Origin of the sequence: Actinotignum timonense (assembly GCF_002860685.3) — a bacterium.
GTDB lineage: Bacteria > Actinomycetota > Actinomycetes > Actinomycetales > Actinomycetaceae > Actinotignum > Actinotignum timonense.
This window is the reverse complement of sequence record NZ_CP136960.1, coordinates 667,222-684,915: the sequence shown is the minus strand read 5'-3', so window position 1 is coordinate 684,915 and position 17,694 is coordinate 667,222. Positions and strand designations below refer to the sequence as shown.

The 17,694-nt window shown below is 63.2% G+C and carries 15 protein-coding genes and 1 tRNA gene; 9 read left to right on the top strand and 7 right to left on the bottom strand.

Going from position 1 to position 17,694, the window contains the following annotated elements; translation table 11 throughout:
• Window positions 1-190: 190 nt before the first annotated feature.
• The 4 genes from CYJ17_RS02840 to tadA form a co-directional block, all read right to left on the bottom strand.
• Window positions 191-2,008, bottom strand: coding sequence for an InlB B-repeat-containing protein (locus CYJ17_RS02840; RefSeq protein WP_087070063.1), 1,818 nt, complete (start codon window positions 2,006-2,008; stop codon window positions 191-193).
• 476 nt (window positions 2,009-2,484) lie between these two features.
• A complete protein-coding gene (locus CYJ17_RS02835; RefSeq protein ID WP_087069845.1) occupies window positions 2,485-3,909 on the bottom strand; it encodes an IS3 family transposase in 1,425 nt (474 codons plus the stop codon).
• A 133-nt stretch (window positions 3,910-4,042) separates the two neighbouring features.
• A tRNA-Ser gene (locus CYJ17_RS02830) sits at window positions 4,043-4,131 on the bottom strand.
• A 175-nt stretch (window positions 4,132-4,306) separates the two neighbouring features.
• Window positions 4,307-4,831 carry a tRNA adenosine(34) deaminase TadA gene (gene tadA / locus CYJ17_RS02825; RefSeq protein WP_244899301.1) on the bottom strand — a complete coding sequence of 175 codons (525 nt, stop codon included), beginning with the start codon at window positions 4,829-4,831 and terminating at the stop codon, window positions 4,307-4,309.
• A gap of 102 nt (window positions 4,832-4,933) precedes the next feature.
• Between tadA and upp the strand changes: the two genes are divergently transcribed.
• The gene (gene upp, locus CYJ17_RS02820) at window positions 4,934-5,572 is read left to right on the top strand and encodes a uracil phosphoribosyltransferase (RefSeq protein ID WP_026429144.1); all 639 of its coding nucleotides are present in this window, start codon (window positions 4,934-4,936) and stop codon (window positions 5,570-5,572) included.
• Between the two features lie 100 nt (window positions 5,573-5,672).
• Here upp and CYJ17_RS02815 read toward each other — a convergent pair whose 3' ends face one another.
• On the bottom strand, window positions 5,673-6,551 hold the full coding sequence (locus tag CYJ17_RS02815) for a sulfite exporter TauE/SafE family protein (RefSeq protein ID WP_087070065.1): 879 nt from the start codon (window positions 6,549-6,551) through the stop codon (window positions 5,673-5,675).
• 105 nt (window positions 6,552-6,656) lie between these two features.
• A complete protein-coding gene (locus CYJ17_RS02810) occupies window positions 6,657-6,857 on the bottom strand; it encodes a hypothetical protein (protein ID WP_087070066.1) in 201 nt (66 codons plus the stop codon).
• Window positions 6,858-6,957: 100 nt separating this feature from the next.
• On the opposite strand from CYJ17_RS02810, the gene CYJ17_RS02805 reads away from it, so the two are divergent.
• The 3 genes from CYJ17_RS02805 to CYJ17_RS02795 all read left to right on the top strand — a co-directional run bounded on the left by CYJ17_RS02805 (window position 6,958) and on the right by CYJ17_RS02795 (window position 9,131).
• Window positions 6,958-7,821 (top strand): DUF5926 family protein, encoded by an 864-nt coding sequence (locus CYJ17_RS02805; protein WP_087070067.1) that lies wholly within the window; start codon window positions 6,958-6,960, stop codon window positions 7,819-7,821.
• Between the two features lie 168 nt (window positions 7,822-7,989).
• A complete protein-coding gene (locus tag CYJ17_RS02800) occupies window positions 7,990-8,784 on the top strand; it encodes a glycosyltransferase (protein ID WP_087070068.1) in 795 nt (264 codons plus the stop codon).
• Between the two features lie 176 nt (window positions 8,785-8,960).
• Entirely contained in the window at window positions 8,961-9,131 is a 171-nt protein-coding gene (locus CYJ17_RS02795; RefSeq protein WP_159454978.1) for a hypothetical protein, read from the top strand.
• Here CYJ17_RS02795 and CYJ17_RS02790 read toward each other — a convergent pair.
• Entirely contained in the window at window positions 9,128-11,602 is a 2,475-nt protein-coding gene (locus tag CYJ17_RS02790) for a hypothetical protein (RefSeq protein WP_101657674.1), read from the bottom strand. The two genes, CYJ17_RS02795 and CYJ17_RS02790, sit on opposite strands and share 4 nt — an antisense overlap.
• A 160-nt stretch (window positions 11,603-11,762) precedes the next feature.
• Between CYJ17_RS02790 and pheA the strand changes: the two genes are divergently transcribed.
• The 5 genes from pheA to CYJ17_RS02765 all read left to right on the top strand — a co-directional run bounded on the left by pheA (window position 11,763) and on the right by CYJ17_RS02765 (window position 17,583).
• Window positions 11,763-12,719, top strand: coding sequence for a prephenate dehydratase (pheA, locus tag CYJ17_RS02785; RefSeq protein WP_087070070.1), 957 nt, complete (start codon window positions 11,763-11,765; stop codon window positions 12,717-12,719).
• 45 nt (window positions 12,720-12,764) lie between these two features.
• The gene (locus CYJ17_RS02780; RefSeq protein WP_101595709.1) at window positions 12,765-13,883 is read left to right on the top strand and encodes an aminoglycoside phosphotransferase family protein; all 1,119 of its coding nucleotides are present in this window, start codon (window positions 12,765-12,767) and stop codon (window positions 13,881-13,883) included.
• Window positions 13,884-13,892: 9 nt separating this feature from the next.
• Window positions 13,893-15,176: a serine--tRNA ligase gene (gene serS / locus CYJ17_RS02775; protein WP_087070072.1), complete on the top strand. Its 1,284-nt coding sequence runs from the start codon at window positions 13,893-13,895 to the stop codon at window positions 15,174-15,176.
• Between the two features lie 93 nt (window positions 15,177-15,269).
• On the top strand, window positions 15,270-16,208 hold the full coding sequence (locus CYJ17_RS02770; protein ID WP_087070073.1) for an HAD family hydrolase: 939 nt from the start codon (window positions 15,270-15,272) through the stop codon (window positions 16,206-16,208).
• Between the two features lie 181 nt (window positions 16,209-16,389).
• The gene (locus CYJ17_RS02765; RefSeq protein ID WP_087070074.1) at window positions 16,390-17,583 is read left to right on the top strand and encodes a leucine-rich repeat protein; all 1,194 of its coding nucleotides are present in this window, start codon (window positions 16,390-16,392) and stop codon (window positions 17,581-17,583) included.
• Window positions 17,584-17,694 lie beyond the last annotated feature (111 nt).

Genomic DNA, 17,694 nt, shown 5'->3' with positions numbered 1-17,694 from the left:
CACTGGGCCGCGAGCATCTATACCGCGAGCGTGACCGAAAGCAACCGCAGACCGCTGATAAGAACCGCAGACACGTGTGGGGGCACCCCAATCGGAGGTGCCCCCACACGTGTTTTTGCTAGTGCCTTAGCGGGATAGCGAGCCGGCAGAATAACCGGCAGAATAGAGCACCGGCAATTAGCAAGCAGCCCTAAGAATTCTTGCGGCGAGTAGCCACGAGGGCTCCGCCTGCCAGAACAAGCATGCCACCCAGAGCGAAGGGCGCCGCCGCATCACTACCGGTATGGGCGAGGGAACGGCTGCCCGCCTTGGCTACCGTGCCCTGCTTGCCGGGGGTAGCGGTCGCACCGGTTGTGCCGGGCTGGCTGGGTTCACCAGGAGTTCCGGGAGTTTCAGGCGTGCTGGGCGTCGTACCCGATGCCTGCCCAGGCTGACCGGGGTCACCAGGCTGGCCCGGGTTGCCCGGCTGACCCGGAGTTCCAGGCTCACCCGGCTCCGGAGTTTCCGTTCCAGGCTCAGGCGCAGGTTCCGGTGCCGGCTCGGGCTTCGGCTTGACGGTCAGCTTCGCTGTCCGAGTTACCGTGGCACCCTTCTCATCGGTCACCGTGAAGCTCAAATCATAGGTTCCCGGGGTATTCGGGTCATAGGCATTATCCGGGCTGGGCACCGCGGTGCCGCTGGAGGACACCACCATATCCGCGGGATCGAAAGGATCACCCACGGTGATGGTCATATCCTTGAGGCTCAGCTCCGGAGCAGCTTCGATGATGACCCAAGGTTGCTTGACAACTAGCTGCGCCGTCGCCGTACGTTTCACACCCTGCTCGTTCGTCACCGTAAAGGTGAGAGTGTAGGTACCGGGAGTCTTCGGATCGTATACGTTATCCGGGCTGGGCACGGCCGTGCCGCTGGAAGAAACCACCATATCCACCGGATCGAAAGGCTCACCGGCCTTGATTTCCACGTTCTTGAGCGTGAGCTCCGGGGCGGGAATGAGCGGGGTCCAACGCTTCTTGACGATCAGCTTCGCGGTGCGAGTAACCATACCGCCCTTGCTGTCCTTCGCCGTGAAAGTGATGGGGTATTCGCCAGCAACAGCATTGTCATAATCGCCCGCGGGCGTGACAGAGCCACCGTTGGCCGGATCGGTCAGATCCTTGCCGGCAAAATCCGTGGCGGAGACGACCATATCCGAAGGAGTGAATGCCTCACCCTCCCAAATCTCGATGTTCTTCACCTCGAGGGCCGGCTCCTTGGCCCACGCCGCGGTCAGATTGACCACGTTTTGCCGGCGGTATCCCAGCAGCCGGTTCGGGTCAATTTCGTCGAAACGGTAAGGTTTATCCACTGTGTACACGTTGTACTTGTAGGGCGGCTCGACGGCCGGAATATTGAGAGTGCTCTTCCCAATCCACCCGAGGAAGGTGTAACCCTCGCGCACCGGGTCCGTGGGCTTCTGCACGGTGCCGTGCGGGGTGATGAACATGCTGTAGAACGAGCCATCCTGGGCCTGATGCAGCGGATCGGTCGGAATCTTATCGGTCCAGGTACCGCCGTTGAGGTCATAGGTGGCGTAATTGAACTGTTCGTAGGAGATCTGCTGGAAGTAAATATTTTCGGTCGGTTTCACGTCCTTCACGTGGTACGTGAGGACGGCGTCCTTCCCGATCCCGGTCACGCTCTGCTCGAGGTTATCGGGGTAAAGCAGATCCGAGCCCGTGCTGGTAATCTTCCAGCCCGGCTGCATAACGATCTGACCGTTGAGCACCCAGCCCGCCGGAATTCGCTTGTAGTTGTAACGCTTGGCCGGGTCGCTCGGATAGGTAATACTTTCCGAAGGGTTATCTGGATTGTGAGCGGTGAACTCAAATTTTTGTATCTTCTCACCGATCACGTAGTTAAAATCAACAGACTGAGGCGCCGCCTCCGCCCGCAGGGGTTGCCCAACGACGACCATCGCAATAGCAGCGATCACCGCCAGCACCCTCGAAAGGTTTCGCGTGAGCATGTGGTGTGTCCTTACCTTAGATGAGTGATGAGTAAACTCAACTCAAGTAAATCACAATTGGAGAGTTAATTCTTAAGGTATTCAGCGTTTGCGCAGGTCGCGGCTGTGTGATTGATCATTTTCACAAAAGTTTTATGTTGATTTTACGCCGCGCAGTTTTACGTAACATAAATAATATTTTGCAGATTTTTGGAGCGCTTGCGTTTATGGCGCAGTTTCGTGCGGTACGACGGCGCAGCTGCGGCGACGGCGCAGCTTCGGCCAGCAATGTCACTTCGGCCGACGGCGCAGCTACCGGCCGGGGAAGCTGGGCACCGGGGAATGCCTCAGGATGCAAATTGGGGACCATCGGAGTCGCGTAGTGCAAATCCAGAGCAGAAATCCGGCCAAAATAGTGCGTAGATTTGCACCCTGTTGTGGGCTCGCTGTTGAAGCTTCACCTACGGGGCTAATAGACAAATGGGGCTGCGGACTGTTTATTGGACATTATCGCTTAAAACCGCTTGACGATGCTCCACAATCGTTAAACCATCGAACTTCAAGGTAATACGCTTCTGGTTATAGAAGAACATATACTCGTCTATCGCCTCGCATAACTCATCGGTTGTAGCCCACTTCTTCCCGTGATAAATCTCGGTTTTCATCCGCCCGAAAAACCCCTCACAAGCAGAATTATCCGGACTACACCCCTTCTTCGACATCGACCGCGTCAACCCGTAACGCCGCGTAAGCTCAATCCAGGACACAGACCGGTAGTGGACTCCCCGATCCGAATGGATCACGAGTGGATGCTCACTCTGGCCGGCTTGTAGCTCGTTTAGACGCTGGTGCGGGAGGGTTGCCAGGGCGTTTTCAAGGGAGGAATCAGCCAACACTGAGGTTGGGTGTAATCCCCTCGTATACGCCACGACTTTCCCGTCATAACAGTCAATAATCGGGGAGAGATAAACCTTCCCGTTAGCTGCGTGGAACTCGCTGATATCCGTGAGCCAAAGCCGTCCGGGCTCATCAGCGTGGAAGTCACGCTCGACTAGGTTTTCCGGTGCCGGGCTGATCTCCCCGCCGTAACTAGAGTACTTCCGGCGTGCTTTGGCATACCTGACCGGGATTTCCTCTTCCCGCATCAAGCGCTGGATGACTTTCTCCGAGACCACATACCCAAGCTTTCTAAGCGCTAAACGGATACGCCGATACCCATACGTATACAAGCCCTCGCGCGCGATCTGAGCGATCAACTCACGCAAGCGAGCATGCTTGTCAGGCCGCTCTAGCTGTTTAGCGGTGTAATAGTACGAGCTTGCCGGCAAATCCAAGGTATCTAAGACCATGGCTAGCGGCGTGGTAGAGCGTAGCTGGTTAGCTACCCGTGTTTTCTCTACCGCTTCACTGCGCCCGCCTGTGCGGGCTTTTCCTTTTTTTGCTAGCTCGAGCTGGGCTTTCAAGACGCGTTTCTGCACGATTAAATCGGCTACAAGAGCACGTAATTCTTCCGGGTCTTGGGGTAGCTGGGCTTCCAGTTGGTGGCGGGTTTTCGCTTTGATCTGGTCGCATTCTTTCTCGTTCATGAGTCCTAGACTGCCTTCCGCATCCCACTTTTTAACCCAAGCATAGATGTTTGTGCAGTTCACGATTCCTAGATCCTGGGCGATAGTGTAGGCGTTTTCCCCGCTGCGGAATCGCTTGCAGGCAGTTACTTTCACGTCCGTTGATATTTTCTGGTTAGGGGCGTGTTTCTTCGGTTTTCTCTGCTCTGGTTTCTCGTTGCTATTCCGGATCCATTTGTAGAGCGTGTCTCGGCCTGGGTAGCCCAGTTTACGGACTGTGGCGGTTACCGATTGCGTGCGTTGGTAGGTGGTGAGGGCTTTACGGATCTGCTCTCTCGTGTACGTACGCTTACTCATTGAACGTTCTCCTTAAAAATCTCTAGGAAACCGTCCGCACCCCCTTTTGTCTATTAACCCCACCTACGCGCCTATCGCGCGGTGGGCAGAGACGCGAAAACCCGCATCGCAGGGAAACCTGCAATGCGGGCCATGGCGGTGGCGGCGGGATTTGAACCCGCGGTAGCTATTAACTACACATCATTTCGAGTGATGCACCTTCGGCCGCTCGGACACGCCACCGCAGAATAGATTACACGGCGCACCCCGAATTTACCTAATCAATGCGGAGCACATCACGTTAAAGCTTCGAGGAGCAACGGCCGGCTTCACCACCAACGCGCCGTCACCCGCGGGCCGCGCCAGTTGGCGCCACCGCTCGCCGCCCGCCGCCCACGGGCCGCGCCACCCCGCATCCTCATCCGCGGAAGAATTTCCGCAGCTGAGCGGAGGTTTCTTCTTCCAGAACTCCCCCGATCACCTCGATGCGGTGATTGAGGCGCGGGTCGCGCACCACATCGCGCAGCGAGCCAGCCGCCCCCGCTTTCTCATCCCAGGCACCGAAGATGAGCCGCCGAATCCGGGCACCGACCATCGCCCCGGCGCACATCGTGCACGGTTCCAAGGTGACGTAGATGTCGGCGTCGTCCAAACGCCACCGCCCGAGCGCCGCACCGGCCGCGCGCAGGGCCATAATTTCCGCGTGCCCGGCCGGGTCATGTTCGCATTCGCGGGTATTCCAACCGCGCGCCACCACGGCGCCGTCCACCACCACGAGCGCGCCGACGGGCACATCCCCACCCGCCGCGGCCCGTGCCGCCAGCTCCATCGCTTCGCGCATAAATAGCTTTTCCGCCGCCCGCATATCGCCGCACCTATCCTCAGGCGTGTCCTCGGGCGCATCCGCACTCCCCCGCGAATCGGCTCGCATATCTCCCCGCATGGCTCCATTGTGTCACGAGCCCCACGGCGAGCCGCCTGTGTCACGAGCCTCAAGCCGAGCCGCCCGCGCGCGTCGCCCGCCGGGTACCGCTATCCTTAAAGCATGCACATCCTCGAAATTGACCACCCTCTGGTCGCGCATAAACTCTCTGTCCTCCGTGATGAAACCACCCCGTCGGCAATTTTCCGGCAGCTAACCGAGGAGCTTGTGACTCTCCTCGCTTATGAAGCCACCCGGAATGTGGCGGTGCACGAAGTAACGGTCACCACCCCGGTGGCTACCACAACCGGCGTGAAGCTGGCCCGCCCGGCGCCCATCGTCGTTCCGATTTTGCGGGCCGGCCTGGGCATGCTGGAAGGAATGACGAAGCTCCTTCCCACCGCCGAAGTTGGCTTCCTCGGCCTGCGCCGCGATGAGGAAACTCTCGAGGCCGTCACCTACGCTAACCGCCTCCCGGATGATCTGACCGGGAGGCAGTGTTTTGTTCTTGACCCGATGCTGGCCACCGGCCACACCATCCACGAATCCATCAACTACCTGCTCGAACGCGGCGCGCGGGATGTCACCTGCGTGTGCCTGCTGGCCACCCCGCAGGGCCTGGAGGAAGTGAAATCGCACCTGCCCGAGGATGCGGACGTCAAGATCGTCGTCGCTTCCATCGATGAGGGCCTCAACGAGAAGGCCTACATCGTGCCGGGTCTGGGCGATGCCGGGGACCGCCTGTACGGCGTCGTCGACTAAAACACCAGAACCACGCGGGTGAGCACCGTTTACACGGTGAACAGTGCTCACCCGTTCCGGTTTTAAGAACGACGACGCCGCCTCCTGGCCCACGCCCCACTTAGAGGAGGTCGCTGGCCAGGGTGCCGGCCGCTACCGCGAGAAGCAGCACGCCAAAGAGGATGGTGGCGATGCGATCAGGAATGCGCCGGCCAGCGGCTTCCCCGCCGATGCTTCCCAACGCCGAGCCGGCAGTGAAAAGCGCGACGACCAGCCAGTCCACATCGAGGCCGGCCGCGAATTGCGGGATGCGGCCGAGCCCGGCCACCGCCATATTGATGCTCATGACGAGCAGCGAGGTGGCGCTCGCGTAGCGGGCGGGCATGCGCAGCAGCAAGATGAGGGCGGGGACCACCACGAAGCCGCCGCCCACTCCGAAGAAGCCGGAGAGCGCTCCCGCGCCGAAAGCTCCCAGGACGGTGACGAGGTAGGTGTGCCAGCGCGGGGCAGAGGCGGGAGGGTTTTCCGGCGCGGCTAGCTTTTCCGGAGTGTCCAAATTTTCTGGCGCGGCACCCACACGTGATTCGCTACCCGCACGCGTGCCAGCACCATCGCGAGATTCGCCGTCCGCACCCGATTCGCCGCCCGAACGCGCGGCGCGCCAGAACATGCTCAGCGCCACCACCACGAGCAGAGCGCTCAGCGACCACACCAGGACTTGCCCGGATACCGCGCCGGCGAGGAAAGCTCCCGCCAGAGTTCCCGGGATGCCCACCAGGGCGAATATCAGGCCAGTTCCCCAGCGCACGCGCCGGGCCAGGGCCGCGGAGATCATGCCGACTAACGACGTGACCCCCACGATAATGATGGATTCGGCGGAAGCTTGGTGCGCGCTATGCCCGAAAATGGTGAGGAGAATAGGGATAGTGAGGATGCCGCCGCCAGCCCCAAGCAGGCCAACAACGAAACCGACAGCAATTCCAACTCCGCAGGCAAGCACAGCGTCACTCTATCGCAGCGTCGCGCCGCGCCGGCCTATCGCCGCAGCGCCCCGCGCTCGCGCCGCGCCGGCGCTGGCCTCCGCCGATGCAAAGTCAAGGCGCCCCTAGTCGCGATTCGCCCACCAGCGCCAAATAATGACGGCAACACCCACGGCAACCGCGGCGATTCCCACCCAGCGGATAATGGATACCGCCGTCGGATCCGCGGCGGGCGCGGCAAGGAGCTCGCCCGCCAGGGATGCGGTGAGGGCCGGAGATACGGTGAGGCCGGCAAGCTGCGGCGTCGTCGTTATGAGCAGATCCATAACGCAACTCTAACGTGACCATCGCCCGCGGGCCGCATCTCACGTAGAATCTCGAGGGTAAACGGCATCACCCTGCATAGAAGCGAGAAGACGAGGACTTATGGCTAAGAAGAACCGCAAGAAGGATTCGGCGACCCCGAAGAAGAAGCGCGCGATTATTCCTTTCGTTGAACGGCCTTTTGAGGGGCTGGATGCCGAGGCGGAGCTGGTGGCGATGCGCGATCTGCTGCCGCTGGCGACCATGACCGTCACCCTCACCGAGGAGTACGGCAGCGAAGAGGTTATTTTTGGCACGCTGCTGCCGAATATGGTCGGCGCGCTGCGGCGCACGGACGGCCAGCTCCTGGTCGCGATGCAGACGGTTATGAATTCTGGCGACGCTTCTTTGGATATTGCCACGCGTGTGCTCGCCGGTCTGGAGCTCAAGCCGGGCGAAAGCTACCCGGGTGGCACGCAGCCGGAGGCCGGCTCCCCGCGTTTGCAGGATATTGTGGCCTCGTTCTCCGAGCTGGAACTGCAAGAAGATCCGGCTTTCTGGATGACGGAAGAGGAAGCCGCCACCCCCGAATCGCAGGCGGCTTTGCGTGATGCCCGCGCGGATATGGTTCCCGCCGCGCGCATCGAATCCGTGAACGGTGCTTACTGGTGCCGGATGTCGCGCGAGTTTTTGCGCTGGGTTCGCCCCGAACCGCGCGATGCCGTATTGGACGGTTTGGCGCGTTTGCGCGTTTCCTGCGAGGAGCGTTGGGACGACGACGCCCGCTTCATCGGTGCGTTCCGCGCCTACGGATTGTCGGTCCCGGTGTGGGAATTGGCGCGCGGCACCGAAGCAGAGGAATTGGAAGAGCCGCTGGCGAAGTTCGCGGAAAAGCTGAGTGCGGCTATTGCTTCAACCGAGCCGCTCACCTCGGAAGAAAAGCGAGCTCGCTCCGGGCTGGTTTCCCGCCAGGTGACCTTGCGCTAAGCGGCGCGGGCGCGCGCCGGGCTGGTTTCCCGTCAGGTGACCTTGCGGTCAGCAGCGCCGATGCCCCGGCTTGGGTAGCCTCTCGCTCAGCCGGCCCTCTTTAGTGAACTTCCACTAGTTTATAGAAACGGTAAGCAAAGGCCCCGTTTTTCCCTATACACTTATGCCGTGAGTAAAGTCGGTCAGGTCGCGGTGGTCGTGCCCGCGAAGGACGAGGAGCAGTACGTGGGGCGTACTGTGCGCGCAGCGTATGCGCTTCCGGGTGTGGACCTCGTGGTGGTTGTTGACGACGGGTCGGATGACGAAACCCAGGCTATTGCCCGCGCTTCCGGGGCTACGGTGGTGCGCCATTCGGTGAATCGCGGGAAGGCTTCGGCGATGGAGACCGGGGCGAAGGTGGTCCGCATGCGCGATGTTGAGGGTCGCCCGCCCCGCCATTTACTTTTCCTTGACGCGGATCTGGGCGATTCGGCTATTGAGTGCGCTCCGCTTATCGGGCCGGTTGTGGATGGCCGGGTGGATTGCGCGATTGCAGCTTTGCCTCCGCAGGAGGGGGCGGGCGGTCACGGTTTTGTGACTCGTTTGGGGCGCCGCGCGATTGAGCGGGCTACTGGTTGGTCTCCGCTTCAGCCGCTGTCCGGGCAGCGCTGTATGACGGCGGCGGCTTTTGATGCGGCGCGTCCGCTCGCGAAGGGCTGGGGCGTTGAGGTGGGAATGACCATCGATATGCTGGTGGCTGGCCTGACTCTCCAGGAGATTCCGTGCGATATTCGCCATCGCGCCACCGGGAATGATGTGGCTGGGACTCTACACCGGGCCGGGCAGTACCGTGATGTTTTCCGTGCGGTGTGGTCGCGCCGCTTCCACGGTGTCAAGGTGCCCGCGGAGTCACGCGGCGCTGCCAGTTCCAGCGGCATCGAGCATTTCGCTCCTTATCGCGCGCTGGTGCTGGAGCATTCCTGAGCGCTCATCCCTCCGTCCTCCGCAATCTAATCTCGCTATTTTTCTTTCCGGCTGGCTGCTATCTGCCAGCCGGTTTTTCTTGTGGTTATTGGGGAACTCTACCGATTCGCGTCACACAACTCAGGTAAGGTGGATGGCACAGGAAACCGAAGATTAACCAAAAAGGAGGACCCGATATGGCCATTGATCCGATTCTCGACAAAGCGATAGAACGTCTAGCAAATCTTGCGAGCAACCTAAGTACCGACGATCAGAACGAAGTTGCAGCCAAGGTGAAGGAAATTACCGACGAGTATCTCCGTGCTAAAGAAGAGGAAGAGGCAAAGTCTTCTGACTCAGATTCCTAGGCGTTGCTGGGCGCAGCTGCACCCGGCTTTTGCCCATTAATATCTTCAAGATATTCCGCGCTGCTCGCCCCGGCCCGCATGAGCCCAAGGGCAAAGGTGGGGGCGAGTAGTGCGACTCCGACTCCGAGGATGACCAGGCCGGAGTCGTTAATAAGGGAGGCGTAGCCGAGGGCGAGGAAGCCCGCGGCCGCCGCAGCAGCCAGGTGCGGATGGGCTGTAACGCACGCGTGTACCTGCGCAGTTGCTGGCCGGGCCCGCAGATCCCAGCGCCCCGAGGTCACTAGCCACACCGCCACGCATACTCCCACGAGGAGTGTGGCACCCAGCGCGCCGGCGACTAGGGGCGGCAGGCCAAAGAATGCTTGAGATAGTTTTCGGGCGACGACGGCGCCAGCCCCGCCGTGTTCCACCCTGCCCACGAAGTTACCTAGGTGAGTGGTGGATCCCACAGCGCGGTCAAGCATAGCCAGGCCAGCCGAAACCGCCACCCCGGCGATGGCCGCAAGCGCGGTATTCCACCAGGTCCAGCGTTTTCCCCAGGTGTGCCAGGCGAGGTAGGCGAAGCCGAGGGTGAGGGCCGGCGGGCCGCCGGCATCCGCTCCGAAAACGGGAAGCCCATCCAGGGCGATGGCGCACGCACCCACCGCGAGTACGGCGAAGCCAGCCATACGGGTTGCCCGGTTATTGGGTGTGGCCGAACTGCCGGCGTTGCGTATGCGTGCGGCGAGGGCGGCTGCTGCGGCAAGCGTGCCGACAGCGAAGATAGCGAAGACCGAATTATTGAAGCCGAAGAAGCGCCCGGCAACGGTGGGGAGGGATCCCATAACCGAGGTGTTGGCGAGGGAGTATCCTCCGCCCAAGGTGCTGACGAGGACGTCTACCGCGATCACGGTGGCGCTGAGTGTTCCCAGCCGTGCTAGCGGGGCGGCGATCCAGCGCTCCCCTGCCAGGGCACGGTGGCGCGGCCCGGCTAGCGCCCAGGTGGCGAGGAGCGCGGCAAGAACGGCCAGGCTGCTCCACCAGCCAAGTAGCGGGCGGGAGAAGGTCCACCACGGAATAATTCCGATGAGGAGTGCGCTCACGGGCAGGGCCGCGAGCCAGGCCAAGAGTTGGGCGAAACCGGTGGGGCGGGCACGGCGGGCCTCGGCCCGGGTAGGCTGCGCGGGTGCGGTAACAGCCTGCGAAACTGAAGCCCCGGCAGAACTGTCAGCAGCCGCTGCCACTGTTGCGGGTGGGAAACGATGGAAACGAACCAGGTGGGCGGCAATAACCGCGAAGCAGACCAGCCCGAGGCCGGCGAGCAGGAGGTAGAACTGCGGGCTCAGCTGCGCAGTTAGATCTGCGCGCAGTGCTTGGCCGTGCAGGGTGGCATTGGCCGTGGCTAGTGTGGTTTTTCCACCGTTATCTACCGTGAGCGGCGTGGGGGCGCCGTTGTGCCAGGCGAGCACGCTGGGTGCCAGGTCAATGAGCTGAACGAGGCCAGTGGTGCGGGTGGTTGCGGAACGGGCGAGCGCCGTTGTTTCGCCCGGCTCCAGCAGTGCGAAGAAGCCAAGTTCGGCCCGCTCCGCACGGTCGGCCACAGTGGTGATGATGATGCGGGCCTGCGGTTGGTGCGCGGTAACACGCGCGATGATATCCCCGAGGCGTTCATCCAGGCTGGCGAGGCTCCCAGCAGGAACACTGCCGGCACTGGCGCTTCCGGCCTTAGTATTCCCCGCATCGACAGTTCCCGAATCGGTATTTCCCGCATCAAAACTCCCCGCGTCAATGACGGTGAGGTCCCGCCCGGCGAGTACCGAGCTATCCGCTAGGACATCAGCGAGATCCCGGTAGGCGATGCGTGATTCTGCCTGGCGATTGAGAGCGAGGGCAGCGCCCGGGCCCACCGCGAGCGCCCGCTCCGGAGCCACGGCCTGCGCTAGCGCACCCATAACCACCGGGTAGTGGGCGGCGCTGCTTTCTTCACTTATCTGCGCCGCATCGCGCACCGTACCGTCCTGGGTAACCAGGGATTCCGGCGCTACACAGCCGCTGCCAGCAGGAGTGACCGCCGCGCGGGCACCGGCCCCGAGGCTCACCCAGCCATCCACCGCGCAGGTGGTGGGCGCGGCCGTGCGCACGGAAATATTGGCGAGCGCAGCGCCGTAACCGCCCAAATTTTCCGTGCCCGAACCTGCCAAAGCTGCACTGAGCCGCGGGGTGCTTTTCTCACTGACATCTTCCCAGCGCAACCCGGCCACCCCGATCACCACCGTGGGGCGCGCTTGCTCCGGTGCCGCTTGCCCTGCCGAGCTAAGCTGCATAGCCGGCTCACCCTGCGCTTCCGGCAGGCTCACCGCGCGCGCGGACGCAGGCGCCGCACTCAGCGTGGCCCCGAAAACCAGCATCGCCACAACAGCAAGCACCGCCGCCCAGAGCCCGGCCAGTCGCATCGCGCGCCCGCCGTGACTATTACCGTGAGAATTCCGCATGGAACCAGCCTACTCGGCGCTTACGACACTTTCGGACGCCCCGAACGCCCCACCCCGGGGCGGGATACAATAACCAGGCGACAGCGCGGGCAGGTGCACCGCCGCCCAGCTGCGCCGTCGTACTATTTCTTCACGCAATCTCCACGCACGAAAGGACACCATGCAATCCTCGCCCGCTACCGAACCGGTCCGCTATTCTTTCCTCGGCCCGCGCGGCACGTTTTGCTTTGCCGCATTGCAGCAGGTAGCCAGCGAGGACACCGCCACTTTCGTGCCCGCCGTGGATGTCCCCTCGGCGCTGCGGATGGTACGCGCCGGGCAGACCGACGCCGCCGTGGTCCCCATCGAAAACTCGGTGGAAGGCGGGGTTAATGCCACTCTCGATTCCCTCACCGCCGGCTCGCCGCTGGAAATTCGCGGGGAAATGCTGGTTCCGATTGCGTTCTCGCTGGCGGTGCGGCCCGGCACGCGCGCCGCGGATATTCGCCGGGTCGCCACCCATCCGCATGCGTGGGCGCAGTGCCGCACCTGGATCGCCGAGCACCTGACCGATGCCGTGCACGTGCCGGCTACCTCCACAGCCGCCGCCGCGCGCGAACTGGCCGAGAACCCGGATGCGGATTTTGATGCGGCGATTTGTGCGGTGCCCACCACCGGCGTGTACGGGCTCGTCTCACTGTCCGATGAGATCGCCGATAACCGCAATGCCGTCACGCGCTTCATTAAAGTGAGTAAACCCGGGGAGATTCCCCCGGCGACGGGCTCGGATAAAACAACGCTGATGGTGCGTCTAGCCTCGGAGAAGCCCGGCGCGCTGCTGGAGATGCTGCAACAATTCGCCGCGGTTGGCGTTAATTTATCGCGTATTGAGTCGCGCCCGGCCGGCGATCAGCTGGGCCGTTACGCGTTCTCCCTGGATGCCGAGGGCCATATTCACGACGAGCGGGTGCAGGCGGCGCTGGTCGGGCTGCATCGCATCTGCCCGGAGGTGACGTTCCTGGGTAGTTACGCGCGCGCGGATCGGCAGGCCACGCGCCTGCACGCCGGGACTTCCGACGAAGATTTCGGTGCCGCGCGCACCTGGGTCGCCTCGCTGCTCAGCCGGGTCACCCGCTAACGGAAGCGCTTGCCCGCGATAGTCACCGGTATTCATCGAGGCGCCATGGACCCGCTGCACACACCGCTCACACTGCGAACACTGCTTACCGAGCGGCAGTATGCGGCGTTTACAGCCGCGTGGGCGGAGCTGCGTGGTGGCTTGGCGCCCGGCAGTGGCTCGCTTAGCTGCGGAGCCCTTGGTGACGGGCGTTCCGGCGGCTCGCTTAGCGGCGGCGCGCTGACCAGCCCGGATGCCGTGCGGGTGCGCGATCTTTCCTGGCCCGAACGCGAGAGCACCGTTCTCCACCTCAGCGGCCCCGGGGTGTCCTGGATTCTCAAAACCGCTGGAAACACTGCTTACAGCGTGGGGCGCGAAGCCCGCGCACGCGCGTGGACCGGCCCTTTGGAGGCGCGTGGCACCGTGGCTCGCTTGCTGTGGTACGACGACGCCGCCCCGCTCGCCATCCTCGACTATCTACCCGGATGTGACGTTCTGGGTAGCCCGTGGGAATTATCCCCGCGGGTGCATTACCAGGCCGGAGCCGCCCTCGCGCTACTCCACGGAGCCGGGGCACGCCTTGATCACGGTTTCGCCAAGGGTGCCCTCACCCGCACCCGGGCGCGGATCGCGGAGATTCGCGCCCTCGCTCCGGGCGGCGCACTGCCTGCTACTTTCCCTGGCGAACCGCTGCTCGCCGCTTCCCCGAAGGGTATATCGCCCGCCACTTTCGATGAGAAGCTCGCCGAAGCGGAGGATTTCCTGGCGAGCTACCAGCCGGGCAGCGTCGTCGTACATCCCACGCACGGGGATTGGCAGCCGCGCAATTGGTTGTGGGATGAGCCCGCCGGTCGGCTGCGGGTCATTGATTTTGGGCGCTTCGGGTGGCGCCCGGCTGCCGCGGATCTCCTGGAATTGCGGGCCTTGTGGCAGGTCCATCCGGAATTGGACGAGGCCGCGGCGCGCGGCTACCGCGAGGCTGGAGGGACCTGGCCCGCGGAGAGCGGCACCGGCACTAGCGAGCCCGGTGCCGGCAGCGGAAAGCCCGGTGCCGGAAGCGGCGCATGCGAGGCCGGCGGTGAGAGCAACATTGGGCGGCTGCTGCGAGTGGCACGCGACGTCGGCCATATGTGGCACCGGGCCACCACGGCCCGCCGGATCGCGGGCGCGCCCGCCGCGCGCTAAGCTGGATCCATGCTTGATATGCGTTCTGTTCGCGAGAATCCGGAAGCCATCCGTGAGTCCCAGCGCCGCCGCGGGAATGATCCCGCTACCGTCGATGCCCTGCTCGCCGCCGACGATGCGCGCCGCACCACCCTGCAAGAGTTCGAAGCCGCCCGGGCCGAACAAAAAGAGGTGTCGCGATCCGTGGGGAAAGCCTCCCCGGAGGAGCGCCCCGCCGTGCTCGCCCACGCCAAGGAGCTGGCCGAAAAGGTCAAGGCGTTGGACGCGGCAGCGGCGGAAGCCGAAGAAACCTACCTGGCCGCGAATCGCGCGATTGAGAACCCGGTGCTCGCCGGGGTGCCCGCGGGTGGGGAAGATGATTACGAGGTGCTGGAAGTGATTGGCACCCCGCGTGATTTCGAGGCGGAGGGCTTCACCCCCAAGGATCACCTCGATATTGCGGAGGGCCTGGGGGCCTTGGATATGGACCGCGGTGCGAAGGTCTCCGGATCGCGCTTCTACTACCTCAAGGGTGTGGGCGCGCACCTGGAAATGGCGATGTTCCGCATGGCCATCGATCAGGCAGCCGAACACGGCTTCACGCTCATGACCACGCCCACGATTGTGAACCCGGATATTATGTCCGGCACCGGCTTCCTCGGGGAGCATTCCGATGAGATTTACTACCTGGGTGCCGATGACCAGTACCTGGTAGGCACCTCGGAAGTGCCGCTAGCCGGCTACCACAAGGATGAGATTCTGGAGCTGGACGGCAAGCCACGGCGCTACTGCGGGTATTCGGCCTGCTACCGGCGTGAGGCCGGCTCCTACGGGAAGGACACCCGCGGGATTATTCGCGTGCACCAATTCAATAAGGTGGAAATGTTCTCCTACTGCCCGGTGGAGCAATCCGAGGAAGAACACCGCGCGCTACTCGCGATGGAACGCGAAATGATCGGGAAGATGGAACTGCCCTACCGCATTATTAATGTGGCGGCCGGGGATCTGGGTTCTTCCGCGGCGCAGAAATTCGATTGCGAGGCGTGGCTGCCCACCCAGCACCGCTATATGGAAGTTACCTCAACCTCCAATTGCACCACTTACCAGGCGCGGCGGCTCAATGTGCGCGAGCGCGTGGACGGGAAAACCCGCGCGGTGGCCACCCTCAACGGGACCCTGGCCACCACCCGCTGGTTGGTGGCGCTTTTCGAGAACCACCAGCAGAAGGACGGCTCGCTGTACGTGCCCGATGCACTGCGGCCCTACCTGGGCGCCGGCCTGGCCGGGCGCGAATTCATCGAGCCGGTGAAGTAGCCGGTGCAGTAACCGGTGAACTATCCAGGGCGCGAAGGCTGAACAGCTCGGCGCTCCGAACAGAGCAACGACCAGCGTAACGAAGGCGGCGATGTGAAAATCCAGGAGGAATCGACGGCGGCGCGCTTGCGGGCCGCATTCGATGCCGCCGGGACCCCGCCGGCCGGGCCGGAGCTCATGGTCTGCCTGGATCTGGATGGCACCACGCTCCGCCCGGACGGCATTATTGCCGAGCGGGTAGACGCCGCTTTCCAGGAGCACCTGCGCCGGGGAACCCACCTGGTGGTGGCTACCGGGCGCGGGCGCGAATCTGCCATTCCCGTGCTCGATATGCTGCGGGTGAGCGAAACCATTATGGTGTGCTCGAACGGCAACGAAACGGTGCTGCTCGGTAACGCGCAGCTTCCCGGGGTGCAGGTGCGCACGGTCCGCTCCATGACGGATCGCGGGGATGTGGTGCCGGTGCGCCTCGCCCACCTTTTCACCATGGAGGAAGCCGACCTGGCCCGGGCTCTCAATGCGATGCGCCGCGAATTCCCGGGCGCCTATTTCGCGGTGGAGCCGGTGGAAGGCCCGCGACGGGTGGCGCACGGGTACGCCACCGAACGCCTGGAACCCAATGCCATCTGGGTGAAATTCAAAGACCTCGTGGTCCCGGATGCGCTGCGCCTCATTATGGTGGTCCCGCGCATGGAAGCCGCCGAGCTCATGGCCCGCCTTTCCCGCCTCGACATGCCCGGGGTGGATTGGGCGGCGTCTTCCTCCTCTGGCTCAGGCTGGGTGGATGCCGGACGCGCCGGGATCTCCAAGGCGAGCGCACTCGAGGTACTCCGCCGCGATTTCGGCATCGCGCGGGGTGCCACCGTGGCCGTCGGCGATGGCGGGAACGACATCCACATGCTCGAGTGGGCCGGCGTGGGAGTCGCGATGGGGCAGGCGCTCGATTACGTCCGTGCGCACGCGCGGGCCGTGACCGATCCGGTATGGGACGACGGCGTAGCTACCCTCCTCGAGGTGCTGTTGGCGCGTTAACGCTGGCGCCGTCGTCGTTAAATATCACAAGCATGCCGCACGGCCGCAAGCTGCGATAATAATATTTTCTACGCAATCCAGTTCATTTTCTGATGAATTTCCGCGCGTTTCGCGGTACGGTGGCGGTGAGTAACCCGAGTTTCTCTGGGCTCTCCCGAGCCGCACCACGAAAGGATATCGGATGAAAAAGGGACTCGTTAGCACGGTGGGTGCACTGTGCCCGGCATTAATGATGGGGCTGTCGGCGCTGGTGCCGGCAGCCACCGCCGCTCCCGCTGCCACGTGGGATGCCGCGGATTTCACTATCGAAACCGAGGGAGCTTCCACAACGCTGCGCGGTTTGAGCGATACCGGCCTGCAGAAAATTACGAGCCTCAAGCACGTGGTTATTCCGGAGGGCGTAACCGCGCTGACCGGGCCGAATGGTCGGACGGGGAATATGCACAGCAAGGGAATCACCGGTATTACGCTGCCGGCCACGCTCACGGAGGTGAGTTACGGTTTCCTGGATCGCAATGCAATTTCCGCGGTGGAGTTCCCGGCGGGGATGCAGAAGATTGGGCCGGCGGCTTTCCAGGCCAATGCGCTCACGGAGGTCACGCTGCCTGCCTCAATCACCGAGGTTGCCTGGAGCGCTTTCCAAAATAATCATATTTCCACGGTGCGACTGGCCGGCACGTATAACAACGCCGTTTTCCCGGTGGTGCCCGGCAGCAGCGCCGGCAATAGCAGCCCGGCTTTCGCGCAGCAGGAGCTCGCCGACGCCACGGTACCCGCGCACGGCACGCTCACACTCGCGCGGATTTCCGATGTGAACGGCGATCTCAGCGGTCGCGGGCTCACGTGGGATGCGTATTATTGGGACGACGGCGCAGCCGAGCCCGCCCTCACCAGCTCCATCGTGACCTTTGCCGATGGCACGGTGACCGGGGTGGCCCCGGGTTCCACCCGCGTCATCATGATGGCGAATGACACGGCCACCGGTAAGCCGCTGTATTCCGCGGTGGTCCGGGTGAATGTGACCGAGCCGGCGCCTGAGCCCGATCCGGTTCCTGATCCTGATCCGGCGCCTAATCCGCAGCCGCAACCCGATCCAGATCCGGCGCCCAATCCGCAACCGCAACCCAATCCAGATCCGGCGCCCAATCCGCAACCGCAACCCGCGGATCCAACTTCTCCGTCGCAGCCGCAGGGCCCGAAGCCCCAACCGGCTCCTAAGCCTGCGCCGAAGCCCGAGGCTAACAAGCCAGCTCCTGCCCCGAGCAAGGCACCGACGCGGCAACTTGCCCACACTGGACTGGCAGCTACGGGCGCTCTGGCCGCTATGGCCGTGCTGCTGCCCACCGGCTACGCCCTGCGCCGGCGTGCGAAGTAACCCAGAGTTCTAGGTAACTCAAGGCCAAACGCCACGCACCTGGGGGCCGCGCCGATACCGGCGCGGCCCCCAGGTTTTCTATTCTCCGCACAGATCCCGGGTGACGTTCCG

Coding starts and splice junctions, on each gene's coding strand:
- CYJ17_RS02840 (WP_087070063.1), bottom strand. CDS start 2,008: ATGCTCACGCGAAACCTTTCGAGGGTGCTGGCGGTGATCGCTGCTATT.
- CYJ17_RS02835 (WP_087069845.1), bottom strand. CDS start 3,909: ATGAGTAAGCGTACGTACACGAGAGAGCAGATCCGTAAAGCCCTCACC.
- tadA (WP_244899301.1), bottom strand. CDS start 4,831: ATGCGGGGAGATATGCGAGCCGATTCGCGGGGGAGTGCGGATGCGCCC.
- upp (WP_026429144.1), top strand. CDS start 4,934: ATGCACATCCTCGAAATTGACCACCCTCTGGTCGCGCATAAACTCTCT.
- CYJ17_RS02810 (WP_087070066.1), bottom strand. CDS start 6,857: ATGGATCTGCTCATAACGACGACGCCGCAGCTTGCCGGCCTCACCGTA.
- CYJ17_RS02805 (WP_087070067.1), top strand. CDS start 6,958: ATGGCTAAGAAGAACCGCAAGAAGGATTCGGCGACCCCGAAGAAGAAG.
- CYJ17_RS02795 (WP_159454978.1), top strand. CDS start 8,961: ATGGCCATTGATCCGATTCTCGACAAAGCGATAGAACGTCTAGCAAAT.
- CYJ17_RS02790 (WP_101657674.1), bottom strand. CDS start 11,602: ATGCGGAATTCTCACGGTAATAGTCACGGCGGGCGCGCGATGCGACTG.
- pheA (WP_087070070.1), top strand. CDS start 11,763: ATGCAATCCTCGCCCGCTACCGAACCGGTCCGCTATTCTTTCCTCGGC.
- CYJ17_RS02780 (WP_101595709.1), top strand. CDS start 12,765: ATGGACCCGCTGCACACACCGCTCACACTGCGAACACTGCTTACCGAG.
- serS (WP_087070072.1), top strand. CDS start 13,893: ATGCTTGATATGCGTTCTGTTCGCGAGAATCCGGAAGCCATCCGTGAG.
- CYJ17_RS02765 (WP_087070074.1), top strand. CDS start 16,390: ATGAAAAAGGGACTCGTTAGCACGGTGGGTGCACTGTGCCCGGCATTA.